This is a genomic window from Aeromonas sp. AE23HZ002T15 (genome assembly GCF_054165525.2).
The window spans coordinates 2,264,211-2,290,000 of the sequence record NZ_CM201342.1; the positions used below are offsets into that span (position 1 = coordinate 2,264,211).

Here is a 25,790-nt window from a genome sequence, read left to right on the forward strand (position 1 = left end):
GGGAGAAGCAGGCTGGAGGGGCAAGACGGCAGGCGGGCCTGCCGTCAGATCGCAGGGCTCAGATCGAGCGGGCACGCATCTCGAAGATAAGCTTCTCGGCGGTGCAGGTGAATTGCAGGCGGGCCTTGAGGATCACCCCGTCGGCACCCTGGGTCAGCTCGCTGTGGCACTGGGCCTCGGCGGTGACCTGCTTGGCCAGCGCCTCATAGGCGGCCAGCTTGGCGCGGGCGTCGGCCTCTGCCGCGGCCTCGATCACCAGCTCCATCACATCATCACCCTCACCGATGATGGTTCCAATCTCGGCCATGCTGCCGCAGCTGTCACAGGTTTCCAGCACTTCATCTTTTACAGACATCATTCAACTCCTACTTATTTCGGCTGCGTATCATCGTCACGCAAGGCCTTGCGAAAGTCCTTGATGGCGGTACCCAGATCCTCACCGGCGCCGGCCAGGCGCTTGCTGCCAAACACCAGGACCACGACCACCAGCAGGATCAACAAATGCCAAATATGAATGCCACCCAGTCCCATCGGGATACTCCTGACTGATAGATACCCATTGTTTGTATCAAAAGAAAGCGTAGAAATTGTTGGGCGAAATCAAGGCAGGTGCAAGTTTACAAATCAATCGGCAAAAAAATACGGCGACCATGGCCGCCGTACGAGTCAGTGCTACTTGTCCCCTCAACCGCTACATCCTGTACCAGCCGCCACAAGGCGAGAGACGAATCGAGCATAGAGTCGCCAAGATATGAAAACAAATGGTATAAATTCAACTAAGAATTGACGAGGATTCATATCATGTTGCTGGAACAGCTCGGCCGTATCGACCTTAATCTATTGATTATCCTGCAAGTGTTGCTGGAAGAGCGCAACGGCAGCCGGGCCGCCCGCCGACTGCACCTGAGCCAGTCCGCCGTCAGCAAGGCCCTGGGTCGCCTGCGGGAGACCTTCGACGATCCCCTGTTCGTGCGCTCCGCCTACGGGCTGGATCCCACCCCCCGCGCCCTGGATCTGCAGCAGCAGTTGCAGCCCATACTGCTCTCCCTGGACAACCTCATCCAGCCGCCGGCCTTCGATCCGGCCAGCACGGAGCGGGAGTTCGTCATCGCCAGCATGGACAGCGCCTTCACCCTGTTTGCCCCCCTCTATCTGAGCGAGCTCAAGCGCCAGGCCCCGGGCGTGCGGCTGCGCTACGAGGAGTGGACAGAGCACAGCCTGACCGAGATGGGCCAGGGCCAGGTGGATATCGCCTTCGCGGTGCGGGAGAACTGCATCACCTCGGACTACCGGTTGGATACCCTGCCCGGCAACATCTGCCAGCGGCTGCTCGCCATCGATGACCTCACCTGCCTGGTGCACGCCGATCACCCGGCACTGCATCAGCCCGAATGGGATCTCGCCCGCTACCTGGCCTATCCCCATGTGCAGACCTACTGCGAGGGACGGGATCGCTGGATGCTGGATCACAAGCTGGCAGAGCAGGATCTCTATCGCCGCATAGAGGCGACGGTCCCCTCGTTCGAGGCGGCGCTGCGCATGACGATGCACTCGGACATGGTCGTGACCCTGTCCAAGCTCTATGCCCGCCACGCGACCCAGGTCTATCCGCTGGTGCCCCTGCCGCTACCCATGGCGCTGGACAGCATCTCTCACCTGCTGATCTGGCATCAGCGTCACGAGGAGGATCCGGGACACCGCTGGCTGCGGGAGACCCTGCTCACCCTCATCATGGGCAAGCTGGAGACCCCGGCGGCCGAGGCGGCCTGACCCCTCAGGGCTGGCCCGGCGCCAGCCCTTGCCTTACCCCTTGCCGGTCACTTCCAGATAGTGGTGCACCCCGTCCAGCAGCATCTGTACCGAGATCATCACCAGCAGCATGCCCATCAGCCGCTCCAGGGCGGTGAGTCCTCGCTCACCCAGCAGCTTGTTGAACACCTCGTAGAACATCAGGATCACGGCGCTGGCGCCCCAGGCCATCAACAGGGCCAGGGACCAGTCCGTCATCCGGGTCGGCTCCTGGTTCGCCAGCAGCAGCAAGGAGGCCAGGATGGAGGGGCCCGCAATCATGGGGATGGCCATGGGCACCAGGAAGGGTTCCTCCCCGGCAGCCAGTCCGGTCACGCCCCCCGGGGTCGGGAAGATCATCTTGATGGCGATGAGGAAGAGGATGATGCCGCCGGCGATGCTCACCGCCTCCTGGCGCAGGTTGAGGAAGCTCAGGATCTGCTGACCGGCGAACAGGAAGGCCATCATGATGACCAGAGAGAACAGCAGCTCTCGGATCATCACCTTGCGGCGCCGCTTGGGATCGACGTGACGCAGGATTGAGAGGAAGACCGGCAGGTTGCCCAGCGGGTCCATGATCAGAAACAACATGACGGCAGCGGAGAAAGTATCCATACAACGCCCTGGCTAAGCCTTCAGCTAGAGAAGAGAGGGCAGAATACTAACAAAGGGAGGGAGATTGCGCGAGCCACCCAGGGCGGCTCGCCGCCGGCCTCAGCCGTGATTGCAGATCTTGTCGGCGTGGGTCTGGAAACCCTCACCGGATTCGATGAACTTGCCGCGCTTTGCCAGGAAATCGATCAGGGCCTCGGCATCCATCTCGCTGGCGCTGCAGGTGTGAAAGCGGGCGTCGGCGCCGAAGTGCTCGTCGATCGCCTGCTTGAGGCTGGCACGGCTGAACTGCCCCCCCTGCGCCAGCATCATCTCCATCACCTCGTGACCATGTATCGATTGGAACATCTGAAACCTCGTTAATTATCATGTCAGATGCCAATTAGAACCCCAAGCCGGCTCCCCGATCTTGACATAGACCAATAAATTGCCGTTTTTCACCCCGTCGGGCTGGTCGTGGCCGCCGCTTTGTCGATAATGTGGCAACCTGATGGCGGGATGGCTACACTAGCGCCCCTTTTTGCCATCGCAGTCAGAAAATAAGGACATTGGCGTCATGCTGTTCCATGGATGGGCCTTCAAGCCCTGGCGGATCTGGACCCGCCGCCCGCTCTGGTTGAAGACCCTGCTCGGCATGCTCGGCGGCATAGCGCTCGGACTCTGCTTCAGCGAGCAGGCGCTGCTGCTCAAGCCCATCGGCGTGCTGTTCGTCAACACCATACAGATGCTGATGGTGCCCCTCATCTTCTGCTCCGTCATCGCCGGCCTGACCGCCCTGCTCGGGGGCAAGGCCCTGGACAGGATCAGCGGCAAGGCCATCGCCCTCTATCTGTTCTCCACCGCCATCGCCATCTGCATCGGCCTGATGATGGGCTGGCTGCTGGAGCCCGGCATGGGCGCCAACATGGGGCCCTACGAGCGCAGCGGGGCCATGGCCCAACCCACCCTGGCCAGCGTGCTGAGCCATCTGGTTCCCCGCAATCCCATTCAGGCCATGGTGGACGGCAAGATCCTGCAGGTGATCGTCTTCGCGGTGGCCCTGGCCCTGGCCCTCAATGCCAGCGGTCGGCGCGGCCGCCCCGCCATCCGCTTCTTCGGTTCATTGGCGGAGGGCATGTTCAAGCTGACCCAGATGGTGATGGCGCTGGCCCCTTACGGCGTCTGCGCCCTGATGGCCTGGATGACCGGCAAGTACGGGCTGGACCTGCTGCTGCCCCTGCTCAAGGTGATCGGCGCCGTCTACCTCGGCTGCCTGCTGCACGTGCTCGGGGTCTACAGCAGCCTGTTGATCCTGCTGGCCCGCCTCAACCCCCTGCACTACTTCAAGAGCATACTGGATGCCCAGGCGGTAGCCTTCACCAGCAGCTCCAGCAGCACCACCCTGCCCATCAGCCTGGCCTGCGCCGAGCGCAGGCTGGGGGTCTCCCCCGCCATCACCGCCAAGGTGCTGCCCATAGGTGCCACCATCAACATGGATGGCACCGCCCTCTATCAGGGGGTAACGGCGCTGTTCGTGGCCCAGGCCTTCGGGGTAGATCTGCACTTAGTGGATTACCTGACCATCATCAGCATCGCCACCCTGGCCAGCATCGGCACGGCGGGCACCCCGGGCACGGGGCTGATGCTGCTCACCCTGACGCTCACGGCGGTGGGCCTGCCCCTGGAAGGGGTTGCCCTCATCGCCGGAATCGACCGTCTGCTGGACATGGCCCGCACCACGGTCAACGTCTCCGGGGATATTCTGGTGTCCGTGCTGATCGCCCGCAGCGAGGGGGAGCTGGATCTGGCGACCTATCACGACGCCAATGCGGGCGAGGATATCGACTTCACCCTGCGTTGAGCTAGGGCGAGAAGGGCTGGCTCTGGCGTGCCCGGATCACGACACCAATGCGGGTGAGGATATCGACTTCACCCTGTGTTGAGCTAGGGCGAGAAGGGCTGGCTCTGGCGTGCCTGGGTCACTACGCCAATGCGGGCGAGGATATCGACTTCACCCTGTGTTGAGCTAGGGCGAGAAGGGCTGGCTCTGGCGTGCCCGGGTCACGGCGCCAATGCGGGTGAGGATATCGATTTCACCCTGCGTTGAGCTAGGGCGAGAAGAGCTGGCTCTGGCGTGCCCGGATCACGACGCCAATGCGGGCGAGGATATCGACTTCCTGCGCTGAGGCGCCTCTTGGCGCCGACGGGAGCGGAAGTCCGGGCTCCCGTTCCCTCCATCACCGAAGAGAGTCGCGGGGGGATCAGTGGTCGTGGGGATCGTGGTGACAGTGCCAGCAGATGTCGAAGTTGGGGCCGTTCTCCTCCCCGCACTGGCCACAGAGCCAGCCGTTGCCCTGGCGCTGCTGGTAACGCTCGATGATCCTGCCGGCCCGGCTGCGATCCACCTCGCACACCATCAGGGTCACCTGCAGCAGATCCACCGGCAGCTCCCCCAGGGCTCCCGACAACCCCTCTCCGCTGAGCCGCACCCGCACCCCCTCGACCTCCAGCGCCCCCTTCAGGGCGTGGGCCTCCAGGGAGTGAGAGGCCCGATACAAGTTGATCCACTGTTCCATAGCGTCTCCTCAAGACTGCTTGTCGATACCGCCTCGGCGTGGCGTCGCCACCGGCATTCACAACAGGTTGTCGATGCCGTAGTCCGGCCCGTTCGCTACCAGAAAATCGATGAAAACCCGTAACTTGCGCGGCATCAGCCGCCGCTCCGGGAACAGAAGATAGATCGGAACCTTGGGCTGGCGCCAGTCGGACAACAGGGCTACCAGGGCGCCGCTCGCCAGCTCATCATGGCACAGCATGGCGGGCAGGGAGGCCAGCCCCAACCCGGCCTTGGCCGCCTCGCGGGCACAGGTAATGTTGTTGACGGTGAACCTGGCGGGAGGATCCACCAGCACTTCTCTACCATCCAGTTCAAAGCACCAGTGAGAGGCGAGAAACCCCGTACTCACCGCAATCCTTTCGTGGCGGACTAGGTCCTCCGGCCGTTCCACACCCTGGCTGCGCGCCAGGTATTCGGGGCTGGCACAGAGCAGCCGCTCCGTGCTCCACAGCCGGCGGGCCGCCAGGTTGGAGTCATTCATGTCGCCGATCCGCACTATGGCATCCAGCCCCTCGCTGATGGGATCCACATAGCGATTGGTCAGCTCCAGATCCACCCTCAACCCCGGATAGGCTTGCAGGAAGCGCGCCACCAGCCGGCCGACCACCAGCTGCCCCGTCTCGATGGGGACAGCCAGCTTGAGGGTCCCTGTCACCTCCTGCTGGCTGGCGCTCAGCATCAGCTCCGCCTGAGCCAGCTCCTCCACCGCCTTGCTGCAGCGCAGGTAGTACTGCTCCCCCGCCTCGGTCAACCTGAGCTGACGGGTGGAGCGGTAGAGCAAACGAATCCCGAGCCGCTGCTCCAGCTCGGCGATGCGACGGCTGACCGTCGCCTTGGTCATCCCCAGATCCTGGGCCGCCGCGGTGAAGGAGCCCTTGTCGACGATGCGCACCAGGATCAAGGCTGCATTCAGATCCATTGTCTCACCAGTGAAACTGTATATCTCATAGATGGATACTAATCGAAACAGTGGGCCGATGTTAGCCTGCACTCCACAGTTCAGGAAAAACCAATATCATGAGTCAACACAAGAAGATCCCCCTGCTGGCCGCACTGGTACTGGCCATGCTCGGCATGCTGTTTGCCGCCTACTGGTATCTCCATGGCCGCTATTTCGAGAGCACGGACAACGCCTATCTGCAGAGCGAGGTGACCGGCATCGGCTCCAAGCTGCCCGGTTATATCAGCGAGGTGCTGGTGACCGACAACCAGGAGGTGAAGGCGGGGCAACTCATCGCCAGGCTGGACGATCGGGAGTACAAGACCAAGGTGCTGGAGGCCGAGGCTGACTTGCGCCTCAACCAGGCCACCGCCGAGAACCTGGCCGCCACCCGCATCCAGCAGCTGAGCCAGATCCGCCAGGCCGAGGCCAAGGTGGCCTCCGCCAATGCCGAGCAGGTGCGGGCCCAGCAGCAGGTGCGCCGTGTCAGCCAGCTCAATCAGCGTCACTACAGCTCCCAGGACAGCCTGGACGAGGTACAGGCCGGGCTGCAGGTCAATCAGGCCCTGCTGCAGGAGGCCAGCGCCGCCCTGCAGGCTGCCCGTGAGCGGCTGCTGGTGCTGGATGCGGAGGCCAAACAGAACCGGGCTAGACTGGCCCTGAGCGAGGCTCAACTCGAGCAGGCCAGGTTGGAACTCGGCTACACGGAATTGCGGGCCCCCGCCGATGGCATCATCGGCAAGCGCAGCCTGCGGGAAGGGCTCTACGTGCAGTCCGGCATGCAGGTGGCCAGCCTGGTGCCCCTGCAGCAGGTCTGGGTCGAGGCGAACTTCAAGGAGACCCAACTGCAGCACATGCAACCGGGTCAGAAGGTGGAGGTGATCCTGGATGCCTATCCGGATCAGCCGGTGGAAGGCATCATCGACAGCCTGGCCCCCGCCACCGGCGCCAAGTTCGCCCTGCTGCCGCCGGAGAACGCCACCGGCAACTTCACCAAGATAGTGCAGCGGGTGCCGGTCAAGATCCGCATCCCGGAGCCGGGCGTGCTGGCCGGCAAGCTGAGGCCCGGCCTCTCCACCGAGGTGATCGTGGATACCCGTGATCCCGAGCCCATGGTCGCGGCCCACTGATGGACGCCATTCCGCGCCGCAACTGGATAGCGGTCATGGGGGGCCTCATCGGCGCCTTCATGGCCATCCTCGACATCCAGATCACCAACGCCTCCCTGAAGGACATTCAGGGAGCCCTGTCGGCCACCCTGAGCGAGAGCTCCTGGATCTCCACCTCCTACCTGGTGGCGGAGATGATCGCCATCCCCCTGAGCGGCTGGCTCAGCCGCGGCCTGGGGGCGCGCCGCTACCTGCTGTGGACCACGGGGGCCTTCATCATCGCCTCCGTGCTCTGCTCGTTCAGCTGGAACCTCACCAGCATGATCGTCTTCCGGGCCCTGCAGGGGTTCACCGGCGGCGCCCTCATCCCCATGGCCTTCTCCCTCATCATCAGCCTGCTGCCGTTGCACAAGCGGGCCACCGGCATGGCGCTGTTCGGCCTCTGTGCCACCTTCGCCCCCACCATAGGGCCGACCCTGGGGGGCTGGCTGACGGAGCAGCTCTCCTGGCACTACATCTTCTACCTGAACGTGCCCCCCGGCCTGCTGGTGATGGCCATGCTGGCCCACGGCCTCGACAAGAAAGGGGTGGACTGGGAAGTGATCAAGCGGGTGGATCTCATCGGGATCCTCACCATGGCGGTGGGGCTGGGGCTGCTGGAGGTGGTGCTGGAGGAGGGCAACAGGGAGGACTGGTTCGGTTCCAGCTTCATCGTGCGCCTCAGCGTCATCTCTGTGGTAGCGCTCATCTTCTTCGTCATCAGCCAGCTGCTGCGCCGCCACCCCCTGGTCAACCTGAGGCTGCTGCACAGCCCGCGCTTCGCGCTCGCCTGTTTCGCCTACCTGGTGCTCGGCATGGCGCTGATGGGCTCCATCTATGTGCTGCCCCTCTACATGACCCAGATCCACAACTACAACGCCCTGGAGATCGGGGAGGTGCTGATGTGGATGGGGTTGCCCCAGCTGCTGGTGCTGCCCCTGGTGCCCAGGCTGGTGACCAGGATAGACCCGCGCTACCTGGTGAGCTTCGGCTTCCTGGTGTTCGCCATCAGCTGCTTTATGAACATGCACATGAGCGCCGACTACGCCGGTCCCCAGCTGATCCAGTCGCTCATCGTGCGGGCCCTGGGCCAGCCCTTCGTGATGGTGCCCCTCTCCCTGGTCGCCACTGCCAGCCTGACCCCAGACGAGGTGCCCTCCTCCTCCACCCTGCTCAACGTGCTGCGCAACCTCGGCGGCGCCATCGGCATCGCCATCATCGCCACCATGCTGGACAACGACACCCGCATCCACGCCAGCCAGATCGGCAGCACCCTGGCCGCCAGCAGCATAGAGGGGCAGAGCTACCTGCTGCAGCTGGCCCAGAACATGATGGCGCAGGGGGCAGGCCCGGAGCAGGCACAGTTGCAGGCCCAGGCGATGCTGGCGAACACCATCAACCGGGAGGCGGCCATCATGGCCTACAACCAGGTGTTCTACGTGATGGGGATCTTCCTGCTCATCGCCAGCGCCCTGATGCTGCTGCTCAAGCAGCCGCCCCCCAAGGCGGCCGACGCCGAGACACTGGAGGCGTGACAGCGCAACAAAAAACGGGCCCATTGGCCCGTTTTTTATGGTCGATTCGCTGGCCGAGAGATCAGCCCGCCAGGGAGGCGGCGATCAGGAACTGGGCGGAGTAGTAGCTGCTCATGATCCAGGCCTTGGCATGGGGGAAGGGGCGACGGAAGCGGTCAAGGGCCAGCATGCTGTCGGAGAAGAGGAACATCAGGGCCCCCACCAGGGCGGCGGCGCTGCCGGCGGTGAGCGAAGCGTGCCAGGCGCCGGCGGCCACCCAGGCCATGGCGATGATCACCAGCATGTAGCAGAACACGGGGATCTTCATCTCTCCGAGCTTGCTCCACAACATGCCGAACACCATGCCGGCCACCGCCAGCAGCAGCAGGCCGTCCACCAGCTTGAGCACCAGGGGTCCCTGGGCAAAGCCCACTATGTAGCAGATGTGCGCGACAAGAAATGCCGCCAATCCCTGGATGAAACGGTCCCGCGGCAGCATCAGCAGCACGTCACCGGCGAGGGAGAGGCAGAGGCCGAGCAGGATCCAGGCGTTGGATCCATTGTGATCGTCGCTCTGATAACCGAACGCGAGGGCGATGATGAACACCATGGTCAGCGGCTTGCTGATATAGAACTGGCGGGCGTCCGAACCGTAGGCCGCGCGGATATGCCACCAGCCGGATGCGATGATCAAGAAACTCAATAACATGCCCTGCTCCTCACCGGCTGCTCACCCTGAAGCGGCAGCCTCTTTAATGACTGCCAGATTAACAAATTCCCGGGGGCAGTGGCAGGGGGCGCGACAGATGGAACCCTACGCCTAAAGTCTAATTGCCCCCTCCCCCCGGCTCGGGCATAAGAGTCAGCTCAGGAGGATCACCATGGAAGACGCAATGACCAACTATCTGCCCGCCATCGACATCATGATGTGCCATCTGGGGATCAGCTTCGAACAGGCCTGTGAGCAACTGGGGCTGAGCCCGCAGGAGCAGCAGACCCTGGATCTGCTACAAAAGCAGCAACAGACCCAGTCCAACTAAGATCCCCAGGTGACATCATGAAGTGTCATCTGTGGGGATCCGCTTCGAGCAGGTCTGTGAGCAACTGGGGCTGAGCCCGCAGGAGCAGCAGACCTTGGATCTGCTGCAAAAACTGCAACAGGCACAGCCAAACTAAGGCCTCCAAGCAGTAACATCCCCATATTGAAAACGGCGCCCGAGGGCGCCGTTTCTATTAACAAGCCAGGCGACGCCTGCGTTGCAGCCAGACCACCAGGCCGAACAGCAGGAAGCCGGGCAGCCACATCAGCTCCTTGTTCCAGCGCGCGGTGGGTGCCTTGACGGAGAGGATCCGCTGATCGATCTCCAGCCCCAGCTCGGCGGCCGGCGAGCCGAAGCCCACGTTGTCCAGCAGCACCTTGCCGTCCTGCTCGTAGAGGGCGAGCCCCAGATGCTCGAGGCGCGCCTCCCCACTCGTGCCGTCCGGCACCGGCAGCAACACGGTGAACTGGCGCAGCTTGCCGACCGCGTCCTCCCCTTCCATGCGCAGACGCAGGGTGCTCTCGGCATCCACCTGGCCCAGGGTCTGGGTCAGGGCGGCGGGATCCGTGTCGCGATAGGGGTCGTGCACCATGTCCATCCAGAAGCCCGGGCGGAACAGGGTGAAGGCCACCAGCAGCAGCAGGACGCTCTCGTACCAGCGGCTCTTCACCAGGAAGAAGCCCTGGGTGGCGGCAGCGAAGATCAGCATGGCGGCGGTGGCCACCGCGAAGATCAGCACCCCGTGGGCGAAGTCCACGTTGATGAGCAGCAGGTCGGTGTTGAAGATGAACAGGAAGGGCAGCGCCGCGGTGCGCAGGCTGTAGTAAAACGCCGTGATCCCGGTCTTGATGGGATCCCCCTTGGAGACGGCGGCGGCGGCGAACGAGGCCAGCCCCACCGGCGGGGTCACGTCCGCCATGATGCCGAAGTAGAACACGAACAGGTGCACGGCGATGAGCGGCACTATGAGGCCGTTCTGCTGCCCCAGGGTGACGATGACGGGTGCCAGCAGGCTGGAGACCACTATGTAGTTGGCGGTAGTCGGCAGTCCCATGCCGAGGATGAGGCTCAGCACGGCGGTGAGCAGCAGCATCAGCAGCAGGTTGCCCATGGAGAGGAACTCCACCAGATCCGCCAGCACCAGGCCGACCCCGGTCTGGGAAACCGCCCCGACTATGATGCCGGCGGTGGCGGTGGCGATGCCGATGCCGATCATGTTGCGGGCGCCGGCGATCAGCCCCTCCCGCAGATCCACGGCCCCGTCGACGAAGGAGCCGTAGTGGTGCTTGCCGTCGGTGCGCAGCCAGTTCAGCAGCGGCCGCTGGGTCAGCAGGATCACCACCAGCATGACGGTGCCCCAGAAGGCAGACAGGCCGGGGGAGAGGCGTTCCACCATCAGGCACCACACCAGCACCACCACGGGCAGCAGGAAGTGCAGGCCGGAGAGCAGCACGGCGCGGGTGTTCGGCAGCTCGTCCAGCGGCTTGTCCGGATCCTCAGCGGGCAGGGGCTCGTTGCTGGCGGCTATCTTCAAGAGCCCCAGATAGGCGGCGACCAGCAGCACGGCGATCCCCGGCAGGGCATAGTCACCCAGGGCGGGCTTTAGCCAGCCGAGGCCATAGTAGACCGCCATGGAGAGGCCGCTGATGAGGGCGGCGCCGAAGGCGAAACCGGTCAGGCGACGCAGCCAGGGCTTGGGCTGGCGATTGCCGATGGGCTCCATGCCGAGCTTGAGCGCCTCCAGATGGACGATGTAGAGCAGGGCGATATAGGAGATGGCCGCCGGCAGGAAGGCGTGCTTGATGATCTCCACATAGGGGATACCCACGTACTCCACCATCAGGAAGGCCGCCGCTCCCATCACGGGGGGCATGATCTGGCCGTTGACCGAGGAGGCCACTTCCACCGCCCCCGCCTTCTCCTTGGAGAAACCGACCCGCTTCATCATGGGGATGGTGAAGGTGCCCGTGGTGACCACGTTGGCGATGGAGGAGCCGGAGATGACCCCGGTCAGGGCCGAGGCCACCACCGCCGCCTTGGCCGGGCCGCCGCGCAGGTGGCCGAGCAGGCTGAAGGCGAGCTGGATGAAGTAGTGGCCGGCACCGGCCCGCTCCAGCAGGGCGCCGAACAGCACGAACAGGAACACGAAGCTGGTGGAGACCCCGAGGGCGATGCCGAACACCCCTTCGGTGGTGATCCACTGGTGGTTGGCCAGCGCGTGCAGGCTGACCCCGCGGTGGGCCAGCAGGGAGGGCATCCAGGGACCGGCCAGGCTGTAGGCCAGGAAGACGATGGCGATGACCGCGAGGGCCGGCCCCAGGGCACGGCGGGCGGCCTCCAGCAGCAGCGGCACGCCGATGCAGGCGACCACGAAGTCCATGGTGGTCAGGTTGCCTGGGCGCTGGGCCAGCTCGGCATACATGATGAAGAGGTAGCCGGCGGCGGCGGCCCCCACCAGGCCGAGGGCGATGTCGGCGAGGGGCACCCTGTCCCGCGGCGAGGTACGAAGGGCCGGGAAGACCAGATAGGCGAGCAGGATGGCGAAGGCCAGGTGGATGGAACGGGTTTCCGTGTCGTTGAACACGCCAAAGCCCAGGGTAAAGGGCAAGGGGGAGGCGATCCACAGCTGGAACAGGGACCAGAGCAGGGCGAGACTGGCGATGGTGGCGCCCATGGCACCGATCGGCAGCCGTGCTCCCACGTCCTGGGCGATCAGCTCCTCGGCCGAGAGCGCCTCTTGTTGTTGTGCTTGTTGCATAGTGTGACTCTGTTGCTACCGCTTATAAGCAAGACTCGCCCCGGGCGGGGCGAGTCTGGGGATGAGACACCGGGCCGTTACAGCCAGCCACGCTCCTTGTAGTAGCGCGCGGCGCCCTCATGCAGGGGAGCGGAGAGGCCCACCTTGATCATGTCGGCTTCCTTCAGATCGGCGAAGGCCGGGTGCAGGCGCTTGAAGCGATCCAGGTTGTCGAATACCGACTTCACCAGCTGATAGACCACTTCCGGATCCGCCTTGGCGCTGGTGGAGAGCACCGCCTTGCCGCCGATGGACGGGGTCGGGTTCGGGCTGCCCTTGTAGATGCCACCGGGGATCTCGGCCTTGGTGTAGTAGCTCTTCTCCGCCAGCAGCTTGTCGATCTCGGGGCCGGTCACCGGCACCAGCACGGTGGCCGTGGTGGTGGAGGCCTCCTGGATGGCGCCATTCGGGTGACCCACGAAGTAGCTCATGGCATCGATGTTGTTGTCACCCAGGGCGGAGGCCTGCTCCGCCGGTTTCAGCTCGGAGACCAGGCTGAAGGCGGACTTGTCCCAACCCTTCACCGCCATGATCTCTTCGAAGGTGTCCCGCTGGCCGGAGCCCGGGTTGCCGATGTTGACGCGCTTGCCCTTGAGATCGTCGAAGCCGGCGATCTTGGCATCCTGGCGGGCCAGTATGGTGAAGACTTCGCTCTGCAGGGAGAAGACGGCACGGATGTCCTCCATGGCACCTTCAGCCTGGAAGGGAGCCAGCCCCTTCATCGCCTTGTACTGGTGGTCGGACTGCATGATGCCGAAGTTGAACTCACCACTGCGGATGCCATTGACGTTGGCCACGCCGCCGCCACTGGCTGGTGCGTTGCACTTGATCTGGTGATCGGCGGCGCCGCGATTGAGGAAGCGGCAGATGGACTGACCCGCCACATAGTAGACGCCGGTCTGACCGCCGGTGCCTATGGTCACGAACCGCTCGGCGGCTTGTACCTGTCCACCGAACGAGGCCCCGACCAGGGCAGCGGACAAGGCGCACGCCAAGGATAATCCTTTCATGTTTTTCTTCCTTTTCATCGATTTATCTCACCCGATTCCCGGGTGAATATGAGTCAGGCCCGCATCAAGACTGGGCCTGTCTATATGACCTCATGCGAGGAAGGGGTCGGGCGAAAATGGATGCCCTTCCCAAAGCCACCATCGTCCTGTGGTGAGATAATCGGCGTCATGCCGACCGAGGGTGATTCGACCAGAAGAGGGCCGGATCAAAAGTTGCAACCACTCGATTAAGCACAGAGCGCCAACATTAATCAAACAAAACAGCAAAATGGTGGATTAAAATAGCGAGAAATTTGAAGCGGATCATCAATTTTTCGATCCTGGATTAATTTGTTGTGCTAGCGGCAGGAGCCGGGAATGGAGAGGGTTAGATTCCTTTGTAGCCCTTGCTGGACAAGGGGTGGCGCACCAGCGTGTTGTGCTGCCTTGAATGGAAAATACGAAATAAATGGCAGAAAGAGATCCCGCTGACAGCAGAAGCTGATGACGTCCTGACAGGGGACGATCCCGTCGACCCGCCGCCATCCAGTTAACATCTTCGTAGCATGGGGCCGTCCCGGTGAGGCCCGCAGAGACCGAGGGGAGACGGGATCATGGCCCCGCAGATAGCAGAAGGCCCGGCTCCCCATCGACCTTGGGTAACCGGGCCTGTTGTCAGCCGAGGTGATCCCCCAGCGGTTTATGCCTTCGGTTTGGCCAGATCCAGGATAAACGCGAACTCCAGGGCGATGTCCTCATAGGCCTTGAAGCGGCCGGACTTGCCGCCGTGACCGGCGTCCATGTCTGTGCTCAGCAGCAGCAGGTTGTCGTCCGTCTTCAGCTCCCGCAGCTTGGCCACCCACTTGGCCGGCTCCCAGTACTGCACCTGGGAGTCGTGCAGACCCGTGGTGACCAGCAGGTTCGGGTAGGCCTGGGCCTTGACCTGATCGTAGGGGCTGTAGGCCAGCATGTAGTCGTAGTAGCGCTTCTGGTTCGGGTTGCCCCACTCGTCGTACTCCCCTGTGGTGAGGGGGATGGACTCGTCCAGCATGGTGGTCACCACGTCCACGAAGGGCACCTGAGCCACCACGCCGCGATAGAGCTCAGGCGCCTGGTTGATGACGGCCCCCATCAGCAGGCCACCTGCGCTGCCCCCCATGGCATAGACCTGATCCCTGGCGCCATAGCCCTGCGCCACCAGCGCCTCGGTCACGTCGATGAAGTCGTGGAAGCTGTTCTGCTTCTTCAGCAGCTTGCCGTCCTCATACCAGCCGCGGCCCAGCTCCTCGCCACCCCGGATGTGGGCGATGGCGTAGACGAAGCCACGGTCCAGCAGGCTCAGCCGGGCTGTGCTGAAGTCCGGATCCATGCTGGCGCCGTAGGAGCCATAGCCGTAGACCAGCAGGGGATTGTGGCCATCCTTCTTGAACAGATCCTTGCGATAGACCAGGGAGACAGGCACCTTGATCCCGTCGCGGGCGTCGATCCAGAGCCGCTCGCTGGCATACTTCGCAGGCACGAAGCCCGCCACCGCCTGCTGCTTGAGCAGGGTGCGCTTGCCGCTGTCGAGGTTGAGCTCATAGGTGGACGACGGCGTGGTCATGGAGGAGTAGCCGTAGCGCAGCGCACTGGTGTCCGGCTCGGGGTTGTAGCCAAGCCAGGTGACATAGGCGGGGTCGTCGAAGGCGATCTCCTTTTGCTCGCCGCTCTGCCAGTTGACCTGGCGCAGCCGGGTCAGCCCCTGGCTGCGCTCCTCCAGCACCAGCCACTCCTTGAACAGGGCATAGCTCTCCAGCAGCACGTCCGGGTTCGGGGCGATCACCGCCTTCCAGCGATCCACCGGGCTCTCCTTGGTCTCGTACAGGCCGAAGTTCTTGCCGTCCTTGTTGGAGCGCACGTAGAAGCGGCCGCGGTAGTGATCCAGGCTGTACTCGTGATCCACCTGGCGCGGCAGGAAAAGGCGCGGCTTCTGGCTCGGGGTGTTGGCATCGATGAGGCGCGCCTCCCCCGTGGTGGTGCTGGAGAGGGCGATGACGATGAAGTCTTCCGAGGTGGTGGCGTAGAGGCTGACGTAGAAGCTGTCATCCTTCTCCTCGTAGACCAGCTGATCCTTGGCGGGATCCGTGCCAAGCTCGTGGCGATAGACCTGGTAGGGCAGCAGGGTCTGGGGGTGCTTGCGCACATAGAACACCGTCTTGCTGTCGTTGGCCCACACCAGGTTGCCGGAGGTGTTCTCCAGCTTGTCCGCCGCCCACTGGCCGCTCTCCAGATCCAGGAACTGCACCTGGTACTGGCGGCGGGAGAGGAAGTCTTCCGCCACCGCCAGCCAGCGGTTGTTGCGGCTCACCTCGAGCGCCCCAAGGGCGTAGAACTCGTGCCCCTCGGCCCGCTGGTTGCTGTCCAGCAGCAGGCTGGGTTTGGGTTCTGCCTGCCCTTGCGCTCCCACAGGGGTGCGGGAGTAGATACCGTACTCCTTGCCCGGCTCGTAGCGGGTCTGGTAGCGGTAGCCGTTCTTCACGTAGGGCACGGACTCGTCCTGCTGGGGGATGCGGGCCACCATCTCCTTGTAGAGCTGCTCCCGCAGGGGCTGGGTCGGCTTGAGCACCGCCTCCGTATAGGCGTTCTCGGCCTTGAGATAATCCAGCACCTCGGGCTTCTGGCGGTCGTCGTCCCGCAGCCAGTAGTAGTTGTCGACCCGGACCTCCCCGTGCTTCTTCAGTGAATGGGGGTGCTTGGCGGCCACGGGCGGGAGAATGGCAGGCTGGATGGCGGTATCGCTTGTCGGCATGGCGGACTCTTCATTGGCATGGGTGGAAGGTGCGGCGGCCAGACAAGCCAGCAGCAGCAACCCTCGGGAAACGTTGAACATCTCGCATCCTTTGCGCACTGACAGGATGGGGGAAACGCTGGCCAGACGCCACGGCATGGAGGCCCGTTGGCTGGCCAGGGCACCGCGAAGACGGAGGCCCTTATCCTGTGGGAATAATTTGGCGTTCAATCTGCCCCTTGTCGCCCCGGGTTGCAAGCGATCCCCCCTCATTCCCCCCAAAACAACGAAAAAGGGCCACCATCTCGCGATGGTGGCCCCCTTCTCTGGCCATGAGCGACACGGGTTCGCTCAGGTGTGCCTCACATGATGGAGTTATGTCGGCTCATGACCAGTGTTCGTCAGCCGGGATAGCTCGACCAGACCTTGGTCGCGCCCTCCTGGTCTATGCTCAGCACCTGATAGGGCTGACCCGGGATGTCCATGCCCGGCGCACTCTGGGGCATGCCCGGAATGGTCAGGCCACGGATCGCCGGTTTCTCCTTGAGCATCTTCTGCACGTCGGCGGCGGGCACATGCCCCTCGATCACATAGCCATCCACCACCCCAGTGTGGCATGAAGCCAGCTGCGGGGTAATGCCATATTGCTGCTTGATGGGGTCGAGCTGCTCGGTTTCCACGACCTTGACCTCAAAGCCGTTGTCTTCCATGTGCTTGACCCAGGTCTTGCAGCAGCCGCAGTACTTGGATTTGTAGACTGTCATCTGCTCCGCTGCCAGGGCAGAGAAACTGACGGTACCGGCCAGCAGGGCCAGTAACAGGGACTTGTACATAACTCACCTCGGATAAGAAGAAATGCCCAACGATGGGGAAAGTATCGACTCAATCCAGGGTGCGAGGGGGGCGCTCCAGCCGCGCCCTGGGGGCATCCGGCACATAGAGGGAGGGGGAGAGGAAGTCCGGGGAGTCAGGTTCCAGCCTGGCCACCGTCAGGCTGTCGCCCGTCAGCACCGTCATGGCGAGGGCCGAGGTGAAGCTGCCGCAGGGCATGGCCTTCTCCAGGGTACGCTCGCTCTGGCTGCAGTGGGTCGTCAGGGTACAGAGATCGGTCGCCGCCCGGCTGCCAAACGACATCAACACCAGCAGCAGACTCCACAGGGGGAGCCAGCGACGGGCGTGAGCGAGTTGGCGACGGGTCAAAACCATGACATGACTCAGTAATCAAAGGAGGCCTATGGTAACCCTTGGCCCTGGGGGAGGGTCAAGCCTGCCACCTGAGGGAAATCAAAAGAGGGTGAGATAGGCCGGATGCCGTGGCACACTGCCCCTGACAGCGTGGCGCCAAAAGAGACGCGTACCACCAGGGCCCCTCGCCCGCCACTGGCGACTCGGGGCGCTTCTTGATAACGTCGCCACTCGATGCATCTTTTTCGCAGGCGCGAATTCCGCTCAGGTTATGACCCCATGAAACGCATTCTGGTTATCTTCTCGCACCCGGCGCTGCAGAGTTCCCGGGCCAACCGGCAACTGCTGCAGGCCATCGACGGCCTGGAGGGGGTCACCCTGCACGACCTCTATCAGCAGTACCCGGACATGTATATCGACGTGAAGCGCGAGCAGGCGCTGCTGGCGGCGCACGATCTCATCGTCTTCCAGCACCCCTTCTACTGGTACTCCTGCCCCGCCATCATGAAGGAGTGGATGGACCTGGTGCTGGAGTACGGTTACGCCTACGGCCCCGAGTCCCAGGCGCTGGCCGGCAAGCAGTGGCTCTCCGCCATCACCACGGGGGGCGCCCCCGAGTCTTATTGCAGCGCGGGTTACAACCAGCGTCCCCTGCTCGACTTCCTGCTGCCCTTCCGGCAGACCGCCCAGCTGTGCGGCATGGATTGGCTGCCCCCCTTCGTGCTGCATTCCTTCCACAAGTTGCAGGATCCCCAGGCACTGCACCGCTGCGGTCAGGACTATCGCCAGCTGATCGAAGCCCTGCGCGATGAACGGCTGACCCCGGCCCAACTGGGGGCGAGCCCTTATCTGCGAGATCTGCTGGAGGTGCTCTCATGACACGAACCCGGATCTTCTCCCGGCTCACCCAACCGGCTCGGGTGAACCCGTCCGAACGGAGGGCCAGCTGATGGGACATGGATTACTGTTTGATGCCCTCATCTATCTGTCGGCGGCGGTGATCGCCGTGCCGCTGGCCAAACGCTGGGGGCTGGGATCCGTGCTCGGCTACCTGCTGGCCGGCATCATCATAGGCCCCTTCCTGCTCGGCCTGGTGGGGGAACAGAAGGACGTGATGCACTTCGCCGAGTTCGGGGTGGTGCTGATGCTGTTCCTGGTCGGGCTGGAGCTCAGGCCAGCGCTGCTGTGGCAACTCAAGGGCCCCATCCTCGGCACCGGCGGCCTGCAGGTGCTGCTCACCACGGCCGCCCTCACCGGGGTCGCTACCCTGATCGGTCTACCCTGGCAACAGGGGCTCGCCATCGGCCTCATCCTGGCGCTCTCCTCCACCGCCATCGTCTTGCAGAGCCTGCAGGAACGCAAACTGATGCAGAGCGAGAGCGGCCGCTCCGCCTTCGCCGTGCTGCTGTTCCAGGACATCGCCGTGATCCCCATACTGGCGGTGCTGCCCCTGCTCGCCATAGCGCCCGTGGTCAGCAACGGCAACTCGGATCTCGCGGGCTGGCAGCACGGCCTGCTGGTGGTGGCCGCCATCGCCGGCATAGTGCTGGGCGGTCATTACCTGATGCGGCCGGTGTTTCGCGCCATCGCCCAGTCCCACATGCGGGAGATCTTCGTCGCCGCCGCCCTGTTGCTGGTGATCGCCATCGCCGTGCTGATGGAGTCGGTGGGCCTCTCCCCCGCCCTCGGCTCCTTCCTTGCCGGCGTGGTACTGGCGGACAGCGAGTATCGCCACGAGCTGGAGGCGGACATTGAGCCGTTCAAGGGGCTGCTGCTCGGCCTCTTCTTCATGTCGGTAGGGGCAGGCATCGACTTCAGCCTGTTCGCCCAGCATCCCCTGCTGATCCCGACCCTGGTGATCGGCCTGATGGTCTTGAAGTGGCTGGTGCTGATGGCGCTCGGATTCATCATCCGGGTCTCCCCCAGCCAGCGCTGGACCTTCGCCCTGGCGCTGGCCCAGGGGGGGGAGTTCGCCTTCGTGCTGTTCTCGTTCGCCGCCCAGAACAAGGTGCTGCCGGGCACGACCATCTCCCTGCTGACCCTGGTGGTAGCCCTCTCCATGGCGCTGACCCCCTTGCTGCTGATCCTGAACGATAGGGTGATCCAGCCCTGGTTCGATTACCGCAACCGGGAAGACCTGCCCAAGCACGAGCAACCCGAACTGGTGGAGCACCCCGTCATCATCGCCGGCTTCGGACGCTTCGGGCAGATAGTGGGTCGTCTGCTGCACGGCCACGGCATTGGCACCACCATCCTGGAGCAGGACGCCAGCCAGATAGAGATGCTGAGAAAGTACGGTTATCAGGTGTTCTATGGGGATGCCAGCCGGCTCGATCTGCTGTACGCCGCCGGGGCCCACAAGGCCAAGCTGCTGGTACTCTCCATCAACGATCCCGCCACCTCCCTCGCGGTGATCGAGATGGTGAAGAAACACTTCCCGCACCTTAAGATACTGGCGCGAGCCCAGGACAGACCCACGGCCCACGAGATCCTGCGCCTCGGCGTCGACAGCGTGCACCGGGAGACCCTGGGTTCGGCGGTGGATCTCGGGGTCGAGGCCCTGACCCAACTGGGTTTCAGGGCCAACCAGGCCTGGCGCGCCGGCCAGATGTTCAAGCAGTACGACAACCGACTGCTGCGGGAGCAGGTCAACTACCTGGACGACGAGCACACCTATATCAACAAGAGCCTGCAATACCGGGAGATCCTCTCCGATCTGCTGCAAGACGATCAGGAGGGACAGGAGCGTACCCACGCCCACAACTGGAACAGCGGTCTGCACGACAACGACAAGGAAGCAATATGATTGCCTATTACCCCCTGCTCAAACACCTGCACATGACGCTGGCGCTGGTCAGCGTGCTGCTGTTCCTCTACCGCTGGCTGCTGGCTCTCGGCGGCAGCGCCCGCTTGCAGCAGAAGTGGCTCAAGATCCTGCCTCACCTCAACGACACCCTGCTGTTGGTGTTTGGCGTGCTGCTGGCGGTGACCCTGCAGATGAGCCCGGGCCAGCAGCCCTGGCTGATGGCCAAGCTGGTCGCCCTGGTGCTCTACATCGGCCTCGGCGTCATGGCGCTCAAGCGCCCCGCCCGCGGCCAGAAGCTGGTGGCCGGCATCGCCGCCCTGACGGTATTTGGCTACATAGTCGGTGCCGCCATGACCAAGTCCCCCTGGCCCTGGCTGGTTTGAATCCTTGACTGAAAGGGTGAGGGTGCGGCTCTCACCCTCTGCGTCCCTCTCCCTGCCTGACTCGGCTCCCTCTCCGCTCTCCCCGCCTCATATTTGATCTCGTTCACGGATAATCCCTTGTCGCCACTGTCATTTTTCTCAGCCAAAAAAGGCTTCATACAGCACTCGTTGTGGCGTATTTTATTATCACTATCAGTGAGTTAGCCACGCATGTATGAAAATGGCGACAGTTGTCGCAGCAAAACTTGCGACATAGATTGTCGCAACTGCTGGCTAGGATAAACTCAACGCTAAACCAGTGAAGGCATGCACCATGAGTAAGAAGCTGTTACGACAACTGACCTTGGCGCGTTGCATCCCGCACCGCCCTTACAAGCTGACCGCCAGCCAACTTCAGGTAAAACTGGAAGAGGAAGGCATACACGTCAGTCTGCGTACCGTGCAACGGGACCTGGAAGAAATGTCCGGCATGGGACTGTTCGACCTCACCTCCGATGAACGCAGCAAACCCCATGGCTGGTGCTTCGAGCGCCACGGTCTGAACGACTTTGCCAACATCATGCCGCTCTCCCTGGCGGTGGCCCTGAAAACCTGGAGCGACCAGGCGAGCCAACTGCTGCCGGCGAGCGTGCTGACCGAATTGAACCCTTTGGTCGACAAGGCCGGCCAGGTGATCCGCGACAGCCAGAGCGAACTGGCGGAGCGCTGGCTCGAGAGCGTGCATCAGTCCCCGCGCCCCTTCGCCGGCAATCCGGAGATCCGTCGCAGCACCCTGATCCGCGATGCACTGTGGCGTGGGCGCAAGTTCAGCGCCGAGATCCAGCGTGTCATCAAAGAGCGCACCGTGTGGCTCTGCTATGACCGCATCAACCCGCTCGGCATCCTGAATCAGGCCGACGGCCCCGTGCTGCTCTGTACCCTGTCCGAGCTGGACCCCAAGGTCTACGGCATTCCGTTCGATCACATCAAGAACGTGGAGCTGACCAACTTCAGCGCGACCCAGCCCAAGGAATTCAACATCCAGAAGCTGATCCGCGACCAGGGCTACCAGGACGTCAGCGGCCCCATCCGCTTCGTCGGTCGCATCGATGCCAACTGCCCGACCCTGATCGATGGCCAGATCCCGGGCCACAACCCGCGCATGACCCGCTACGACAAGCGCAGCGTGGTGGTGGAGACCGAGGTGCAGGACACCCCTGAGTTCCGCTCCTGGCTGAACAACATGAGCGGCAACCTGGAAGTGTTGGCCCCCGAGTCACTGCGCAAGGCATATCCGACGCCTGGCACTCGAGTCAGCTGATCAAAACTCGCCATTAGCCATCAAAAGCCGGGATTTATCCCGGCTTTTGTATGATTAACCAGCATATTCATTCAATAAATTTTGAACGATTACACCCCTGTTTGAACCTTTTGTACCATCGTTTTCCTGCCGTTTTCCCCGTGTGAGAGATCCGCCATCCCCCCTGTAAGACCCCTCAGTGTCGAACCGTACGTGAAGCCATCCCTGGCCTGTAACGCTTTCCTCAGAAACCATTCAATACATTGATATATATGGAAATTAAATTTCAATGGTTAAAAATAACACTCCCGCCTGCCCTCCAGAAGGCGGTTGTACGTCTTGTTCCCCCCTGCCGTTGCCTTAATATGGGTCTCACAAGGACGGCGCGGGTTCGGCAGGATGCAGAAGCAGCGCATAAATAGGACAAGCCGCAGGATGTGGCAGGACACCTCAGGACGAGGCCGATAACCAGGATGGTTATCACAAGGATGAAAGGACAGCCGCAGGATGCGGTGTCGGACACCTCGGGACGAGGCAGAGTGGCAGGATGACCGCTCTTCAGGATGAAAGGAACCTCGCCGGAGGCGACAGGAACGGCTTCAGGATGAAGCGAGATAATCCGGATGGTTGTCTGTCAGGAAGACGCAAGGAACACCGCGGGATGCGGTAATGGACACCTCCAGGACGGAGAGGGTGAAGCAATCAGGAAGGATTGCCAGGCTAGGATGGCCACAGGACACCCCAACGGAATGGGAAGGGGAATTTCCAAAGGAAAGGATAGAGTCAGGGATTGCAGGGAGCATGGCAGTTCAGGGACTGGACGAGATGACTTGAGGGGACGGCAGCCGCCGTCCCCTTTTCTTTTGCGGGATATCCGAGCAACAGCCTTTCACTCCAGCTTCCTGCTGACTCCACTCTATAGCCAGAGCTCACCATATCAGTGCCAACGGCGGCTCTCTGCCGCTTTCTCGGATCAGGATGGCGCTCTTCCCCGGATGCATAAAGGCCGCGTCTCCAAGCCCCTTGGAGTGGTCTCGGAGTCCAGTCACCCCTAGCGTACCTGGCCCGATAACCACTCCCCTGGCATTGCATATTCTACTGACAGAGCTCAGAAGCCCTAAAAACCTGTACTTTGTGGTGAAGTGGACGAGAAATGGTGAGGAAAGTCTGTGGGGATGAGGGAGTGCAGAAATGAAAAAAAGCCCAGTCGTTAGACTGGGCTTCTTGTTAGTGGCGGAGCGGACGGGACTCGAACCCGCGACCCCCGGCGTGACAGGCCGGTATTCTAACCGACTGAACTACCGCTCCGCATTCGGTTAGCTTTCGCTAAATCATGTGCCGCTTCGTTGAGGTGTCATCCTCGCAGCCAGTGATGTGATTTTGCACATCGCTGTTTAATTGGGTGCCTGGCAGTGTCCTACTCTCGCATGGCGAATGCCACACTACCATCGGCGCTACCGCGTTTCACTTCTGAGTTCGGCATGGGATCAGGTGGTTCCACGGCGCTATGGCCGCCAGGCAAATTCTTAATCCAGAAAGCTGACGTGAATAACGATGTTGCTCGTGGCTTGTCGTTATCACTGAATTTTTGAGTAGTTCTTGGGGTTTGTTACAAGTCTCAGAACACTTCTTGGGTGTTGTATGGTTAAGCCTCACGGGTAATTAGTATGGGTTAGCTCAACACGTCGCCGCGCTTACACACCCCACCTATCAACGTTGTGGTCTCCAACGGCCCTTTAGGACCCTCAAGGGGTCAGGGATGACTCATCTCAGGGCTCGCTTCCCGCTTAGATGCTTTCAGCGGTTATCGATTCCGAACTTAGCTACCGGGCAGTGCCACTGGCGTGACAACCCGAACACCAGAGGTTCGTTCACTCCGGTCCTCTCGTACTAGGAGCAACTCCCTTCAATCATCCAACGCCCACGGCAGATAGGGACCGAACTGTCTCACGACGTTCTGAACCCAGCTCGCGTACCACTTTAAATGGCGAACAGCCATACCCTTGGGACCGACTTCAGCCCCAGGATGTGATGAGCCGACATCGAGGTGCCAAACACCGCCGTCGATATGAACTCTTGGGCGGTATCAGCCTGTTATCCCCGGAGTACCTTTTATCCGTTGAGCGATGGCCCTTCCATTCAGAACCACCGGATCACTATGACCTACTTTCGTACCTGCTCGACCTGTCCGTCTCGCAGTTAAGCTGGCTTATGCCATTGCACTAACCTCCTGATGTCCGACCAGGATTAGCCAACCTTCGTGCTCCTCCGTTACTCTTTGGGAGGAGACCGCCCCAGTCAAACTACCCACCAGGCACTGTCCGCGAGCCCGATTCAGGGCCCTGCGTTAGAACATCAAACATACAAGGGTGGTATTTCAAGGACGGCTCCACGACAACTGGCGTCATCGCTTCAAAGCCTCCCACCTATCCTACACATGTAGGTTCAATGTTCAGTGCCAAGCTGTAGTAAAGGTTCACGGGGTCTTTCCGTCTAGCCGCGGGTACACCGCATCTTCACGGCGAATTCGATTTCACTGAGTCTCGGGTGGAGACAGCATGGCCATGGTTACACCATTCGTGCAGGTCGGAACTTACCCGACAAGGAATTTCGCTACCTTAGGACCGTTATAGTTACGGCCGCCGTTTACCGGGGCTTCGATCAAGAGCTTCGCTTGCGCTAACCCCATCAATTAACCTTCCGGCACCGGGCAGGTGTCACACCCTATACGTCCACTTTCGTGTTTGCAGAGTGCTGTGTTTTTGATAAACAGTCCCAGCCATCTGGTCACTGCGACTCCCGACAGCTCCATCCGCAAGGGACTTCACCATCAAGAGCGAACCTTCTCCCGAAGTTACGGTTCTATTTTGCCTAGTTCCTTCACCCGAGTTCTCTCAAGCGCCTTGGTATTCTCTACCCGACCACCTGTGTCGGTTTGGGGTACGATGACTTGTAATCTGAAGCTTAGAGGCTTTTCCTGGAAGCAGGGCATCAATGGCTTCCGCACCGTAGTGCGTTCGTCTCGTGTCTCAGTGTTGTGTCTCCGGATTTGCCTAGAAACACCACCTACGCACTTTCACCAGGACAACCGTCGCCTGGCCCACCTAGCCTTCTCCGTCCCCCCATCGCAATTACAAGTCGTGCAGGAATATTAACCTGCTTCCCATCGACTACGCCTTTCGGCCTCGCCTTAGGGGTCGACTCACCCTGCCCCGATTAACGTTGGACAGGAACCCTTGGTCTTCCGGCGAGGAGGCTTTTCACCCCCTTTATCGTTACTTACGTCAGCATTCGCACTTCTGATATCTCCAGCATGCCTCTCGACACACCTTCGCAGACTTACAGAACGCTCCCCTACCACTCACGCTTAGCGTGAATCCGCGGCTTCGGTGCCTGGTTTGAGCCCCGTTACATCTTCCGCGCAGGCCGACTCGACTAGTGAGCTATTACGCTTTCTTTAAATGATGGCTGCTTCTAAGCCAACATCCTAGCTGTCTGAGCCTTCCCACATCGTTTCCCACTTAACCAGAACTTTGGGACCTTAGCCGGCGGTCTGGGTTGTTTCCCTCTTCACGACGGACGTTAGCACCCGCCGTGTGTCTCCCGGATATTACTTACTGGTATTCGGAGTTTGCATGGGGTTGGTAAGTCGGGATGACCCCCTAGCCCAAACAGTGCTCTACCCCCAGTAGTATTCGTCCGAGGCGCTACCTAAATAGCTTTCGGGGAGAACCAGCTATCTCCGAGTTTGATTGGCCTTTCACCCCCAGCCACAGGTCATCCCCTAACTTTGCAACGTTAGTGGGTTCGGTCCTCCAGTTGATGTTACTCAACCTTCAACCTGCCCATGGCTAGATCACCCGGTTTCGGGTCTACACCTTGCAACTAGACGCCCAGTTAAGACTCGGTTTCCCTACGGCTCCCCTATACGGTTAACCTCGCTACA

21 protein-coding genes, 1 tRNA gene and 2 rRNA genes (1 of these 24 only partly in view) are annotated in these 25,790 nt (G+C 61.9%); 9 read left to right on the forward strand and 15 right to left on the reverse strand.

Annotation, left to right across the window (positions count from 1 at the left end; genetic code table 11):
* Positions 1–58: 58 nt before the first annotated feature.
* Together ACT5M9_RS10465 and tatA are read right to left on the reverse strand one after the other, a co-directional pair.
* Complete coding sequence (locus ACT5M9_RS10465; RefSeq protein ID WP_438551778.1) at positions 59–355, reverse strand: YfcZ/YiiS family protein; 297 nt, start codon at positions 353–355, stop codon at positions 59–61.
* A 14-nt stretch (positions 356–369) separates the two neighbouring features.
* A complete protein-coding gene (gene tatA, locus ACT5M9_RS10470; RefSeq protein ID WP_100858833.1) occupies positions 370–531 on the reverse strand; it encodes a twin-arginine translocase TatA/TatE family subunit in 162 nt (53 codons plus the stop codon).
* A 270-nt stretch (positions 532–801) separates the two neighbouring features.
* On the opposite strand from tatA, the gene ACT5M9_RS10475 reads away from it, so the two are divergent.
* On the forward strand, positions 802–1,770 hold the full coding sequence (locus ACT5M9_RS10475) for a LysR family transcriptional regulator (protein WP_457981704.1): 969 nt from the start codon (positions 802–804) through the stop codon (positions 1,768–1,770).
* A 33-nt stretch (positions 1,771–1,803) separates the two neighbouring features.
* On the opposite strand, the gene ACT5M9_RS10480 is transcribed toward ACT5M9_RS10475, so the two are convergent.
* Both ACT5M9_RS10480 and ACT5M9_RS10485 read right to left on the reverse strand, forming a co-directional pair.
* Entirely contained in the window at positions 1,804–2,403 is a 600-nt protein-coding gene (locus ACT5M9_RS10480) for a YhgN family NAAT transporter (protein ID WP_438551749.1), read from the reverse strand.
* 99 nt (positions 2,404–2,502) lie between these two features.
* Positions 2,503–2,748: a YecH family metal-binding protein gene (locus tag ACT5M9_RS10485; protein WP_457981702.1), complete on the reverse strand. Its 246-nt coding sequence runs from the start codon at positions 2,746–2,748 to the stop codon at positions 2,503–2,505.
* A 208-nt stretch (positions 2,749–2,956) separates the two neighbouring features.
* Here ACT5M9_RS10485 and ACT5M9_RS10490 point away from each other — a divergent pair, with 208 nt between their 5' ends.
* Positions 2,957–4,240, forward strand: a complete 1,284-nt coding sequence (locus ACT5M9_RS10490; protein WP_438551751.1) for a dicarboxylate/amino acid:cation symporter — start codon at positions 2,957–2,959, stop codon at positions 4,238–4,240.
* Between the two features lie 400 nt (positions 4,241–4,640).
* On the opposite strand, the gene ACT5M9_RS10495 is transcribed toward ACT5M9_RS10490, so the two are convergent.
* Both ACT5M9_RS10495 and ACT5M9_RS10500 read right to left on the reverse strand, forming a co-directional pair.
* Positions 4,641–4,955, reverse strand: a complete 315-nt coding sequence (locus ACT5M9_RS10495) for a putative signal transducing protein (protein ID WP_457981700.1) — start codon at positions 4,953–4,955, stop codon at positions 4,641–4,643.
* Between the two features lie 57 nt (positions 4,956–5,012).
* A complete protein-coding gene (locus ACT5M9_RS10500) occupies positions 5,013–5,915 on the reverse strand; it encodes a LysR family transcriptional regulator (RefSeq protein ID WP_457981698.1) in 903 nt (300 codons plus the stop codon).
* Positions 5,916–6,013: 98 nt separating this feature from the next.
* Here ACT5M9_RS10500 and ACT5M9_RS10505 point away from each other — a divergent pair, with 98 nt between their 5' ends.
* Both ACT5M9_RS10505 and ACT5M9_RS10510 read left to right on the forward strand, forming a co-directional pair.
* On the forward strand, positions 6,014–7,066 hold the full coding sequence (locus tag ACT5M9_RS10505) for an HlyD family secretion protein (RefSeq protein ID WP_457981696.1): 1,053 nt from the start codon (positions 6,014–6,016) through the stop codon (positions 7,064–7,066).
* On the forward strand, positions 7,066–8,619 hold the full coding sequence (locus ACT5M9_RS10510; protein WP_457981695.1) for a DHA2 family efflux MFS transporter permease subunit: 1,554 nt from the start codon (positions 7,066–7,068) through the stop codon (positions 8,617–8,619). Before ACT5M9_RS10505 ends, ACT5M9_RS10510 begins: the two co-directional genes overlap by 1 nt.
* Before the next feature lie 61 nt (positions 8,620–8,680).
* Here ACT5M9_RS10510 and ACT5M9_RS10515 read toward each other — a convergent pair whose 3' ends face one another.
* Positions 8,681–9,307, reverse strand: coding sequence for a lysoplasmalogenase (locus tag ACT5M9_RS10515; protein ID WP_457981693.1), 627 nt, complete (start codon positions 9,305–9,307; stop codon positions 8,681–8,683).
* Positions 9,308–9,479: 172 nt separating this feature from the next.
* On the opposite strand from ACT5M9_RS10515, the gene ACT5M9_RS10520 reads away from it, so the two are divergent.
* A complete protein-coding gene (locus ACT5M9_RS10520) occupies positions 9,480–9,638 on the forward strand; it encodes a hypothetical protein (protein WP_457981691.1) in 159 nt (52 codons plus the stop codon).
* A gap of 193 nt (positions 9,639–9,831) precedes the next feature.
* On the opposite strand, the gene ACT5M9_RS10525 is transcribed toward ACT5M9_RS10520, so the two are convergent.
* The 5 genes from ACT5M9_RS10525 to ACT5M9_RS10545 all read right to left on the reverse strand — a co-directional run bounded on the left by ACT5M9_RS10525 (position 9,832) and on the right by ACT5M9_RS10545 (position 17,397).
* A complete protein-coding gene (locus ACT5M9_RS10525) occupies positions 9,832–12,396 on the reverse strand; it encodes a TRAP transporter permease (RefSeq protein ID WP_457981689.1) in 2,565 nt (854 codons plus the stop codon).
* 77 nt (positions 12,397–12,473) lie between these two features.
* Positions 12,474–13,445: a TAXI family TRAP transporter solute-binding subunit gene (locus ACT5M9_RS10530; RefSeq protein WP_438551759.1), complete on the reverse strand. Its 972-nt coding sequence runs from the start codon at positions 13,443–13,445 to the stop codon at positions 12,474–12,476.
* A gap of 679 nt (positions 13,446–14,124) precedes the next feature.
* Positions 14,125–16,293: a S9 family peptidase gene (locus ACT5M9_RS10535; protein WP_457981687.1), complete on the reverse strand. Its 2,169-nt coding sequence runs from the start codon at positions 16,291–16,293 to the stop codon at positions 14,125–14,127.
* A gap of 299 nt (positions 16,294–16,592) precedes the next feature.
* Entirely contained in the window at positions 16,593–17,024 is a 432-nt protein-coding gene (locus ACT5M9_RS10540; RefSeq protein WP_438551761.1) for a DUF411 domain-containing protein, read from the reverse strand.
* A 49-nt stretch (positions 17,025–17,073) separates the two neighbouring features.
* Entirely contained in the window at positions 17,074–17,397 is a 324-nt protein-coding gene (locus ACT5M9_RS10545) for a hypothetical protein (protein ID WP_457981685.1), read from the reverse strand.
* A gap of 258 nt (positions 17,398–17,655) precedes the next feature.
* Here ACT5M9_RS10545 and kefF point away from each other — a divergent pair, with 258 nt between their 5' ends.
* The 4 genes from kefF (at position 17,656) to ACT5M9_RS10565 (ending at position 21,865) form a co-directional block, all read left to right on the forward strand.
* Positions 17,656–18,255, forward strand: a complete 600-nt coding sequence (gene kefF / locus ACT5M9_RS10550) for a glutathione-regulated potassium-efflux system oxidoreductase KefF (RefSeq protein ID WP_457981683.1) — start codon at positions 17,656–17,658, stop codon at positions 18,253–18,255.
* A gap of 70 nt (positions 18,256–18,325) precedes the next feature.
* Positions 18,326–20,182: a monovalent cation:proton antiporter-2 (CPA2) family protein gene (locus ACT5M9_RS10555; protein ID WP_457981681.1), complete on the forward strand. Its 1,857-nt coding sequence runs from the start codon at positions 18,326–18,328 to the stop codon at positions 20,180–20,182.
* A complete protein-coding gene (locus ACT5M9_RS10560; protein WP_457981679.1) occupies positions 20,179–20,565 on the forward strand; it encodes a SirB2 family protein in 387 nt (128 codons plus the stop codon). The genes ACT5M9_RS10555 and ACT5M9_RS10560 overlap by 4 nt, the downstream gene beginning before the upstream one ends.
* Before the next feature lie 313 nt (positions 20,566–20,878).
* Positions 20,879–21,865, forward strand: a complete 987-nt coding sequence (locus ACT5M9_RS10565) for a helix-turn-helix transcriptional regulator (RefSeq protein WP_438551766.1) — start codon at positions 20,879–20,881, stop codon at positions 21,863–21,865.
* Positions 21,866–23,075: 1,210 nt separating this feature from the next.
* Here ACT5M9_RS10565 and ACT5M9_RS10570 read toward each other — a convergent pair.
* The 3 genes from ACT5M9_RS10570 to ACT5M9_RS10580 form a co-directional block, all read right to left on the reverse strand.
* A tRNA-Asp gene (locus ACT5M9_RS10570) sits at positions 23,076–23,152 on the reverse strand.
* 96 nt (positions 23,153–23,248) lie between these two features.
* Positions 23,249–23,363, reverse strand: a 5S ribosomal RNA gene (gene rrf, locus ACT5M9_RS10575).
* Between the two features lie 122 nt (positions 23,364–23,485).
* Positions 23,486–25,790, reverse strand: a 23S ribosomal RNA gene (locus tag ACT5M9_RS10580) (it continues 584 nt past the right edge of the window).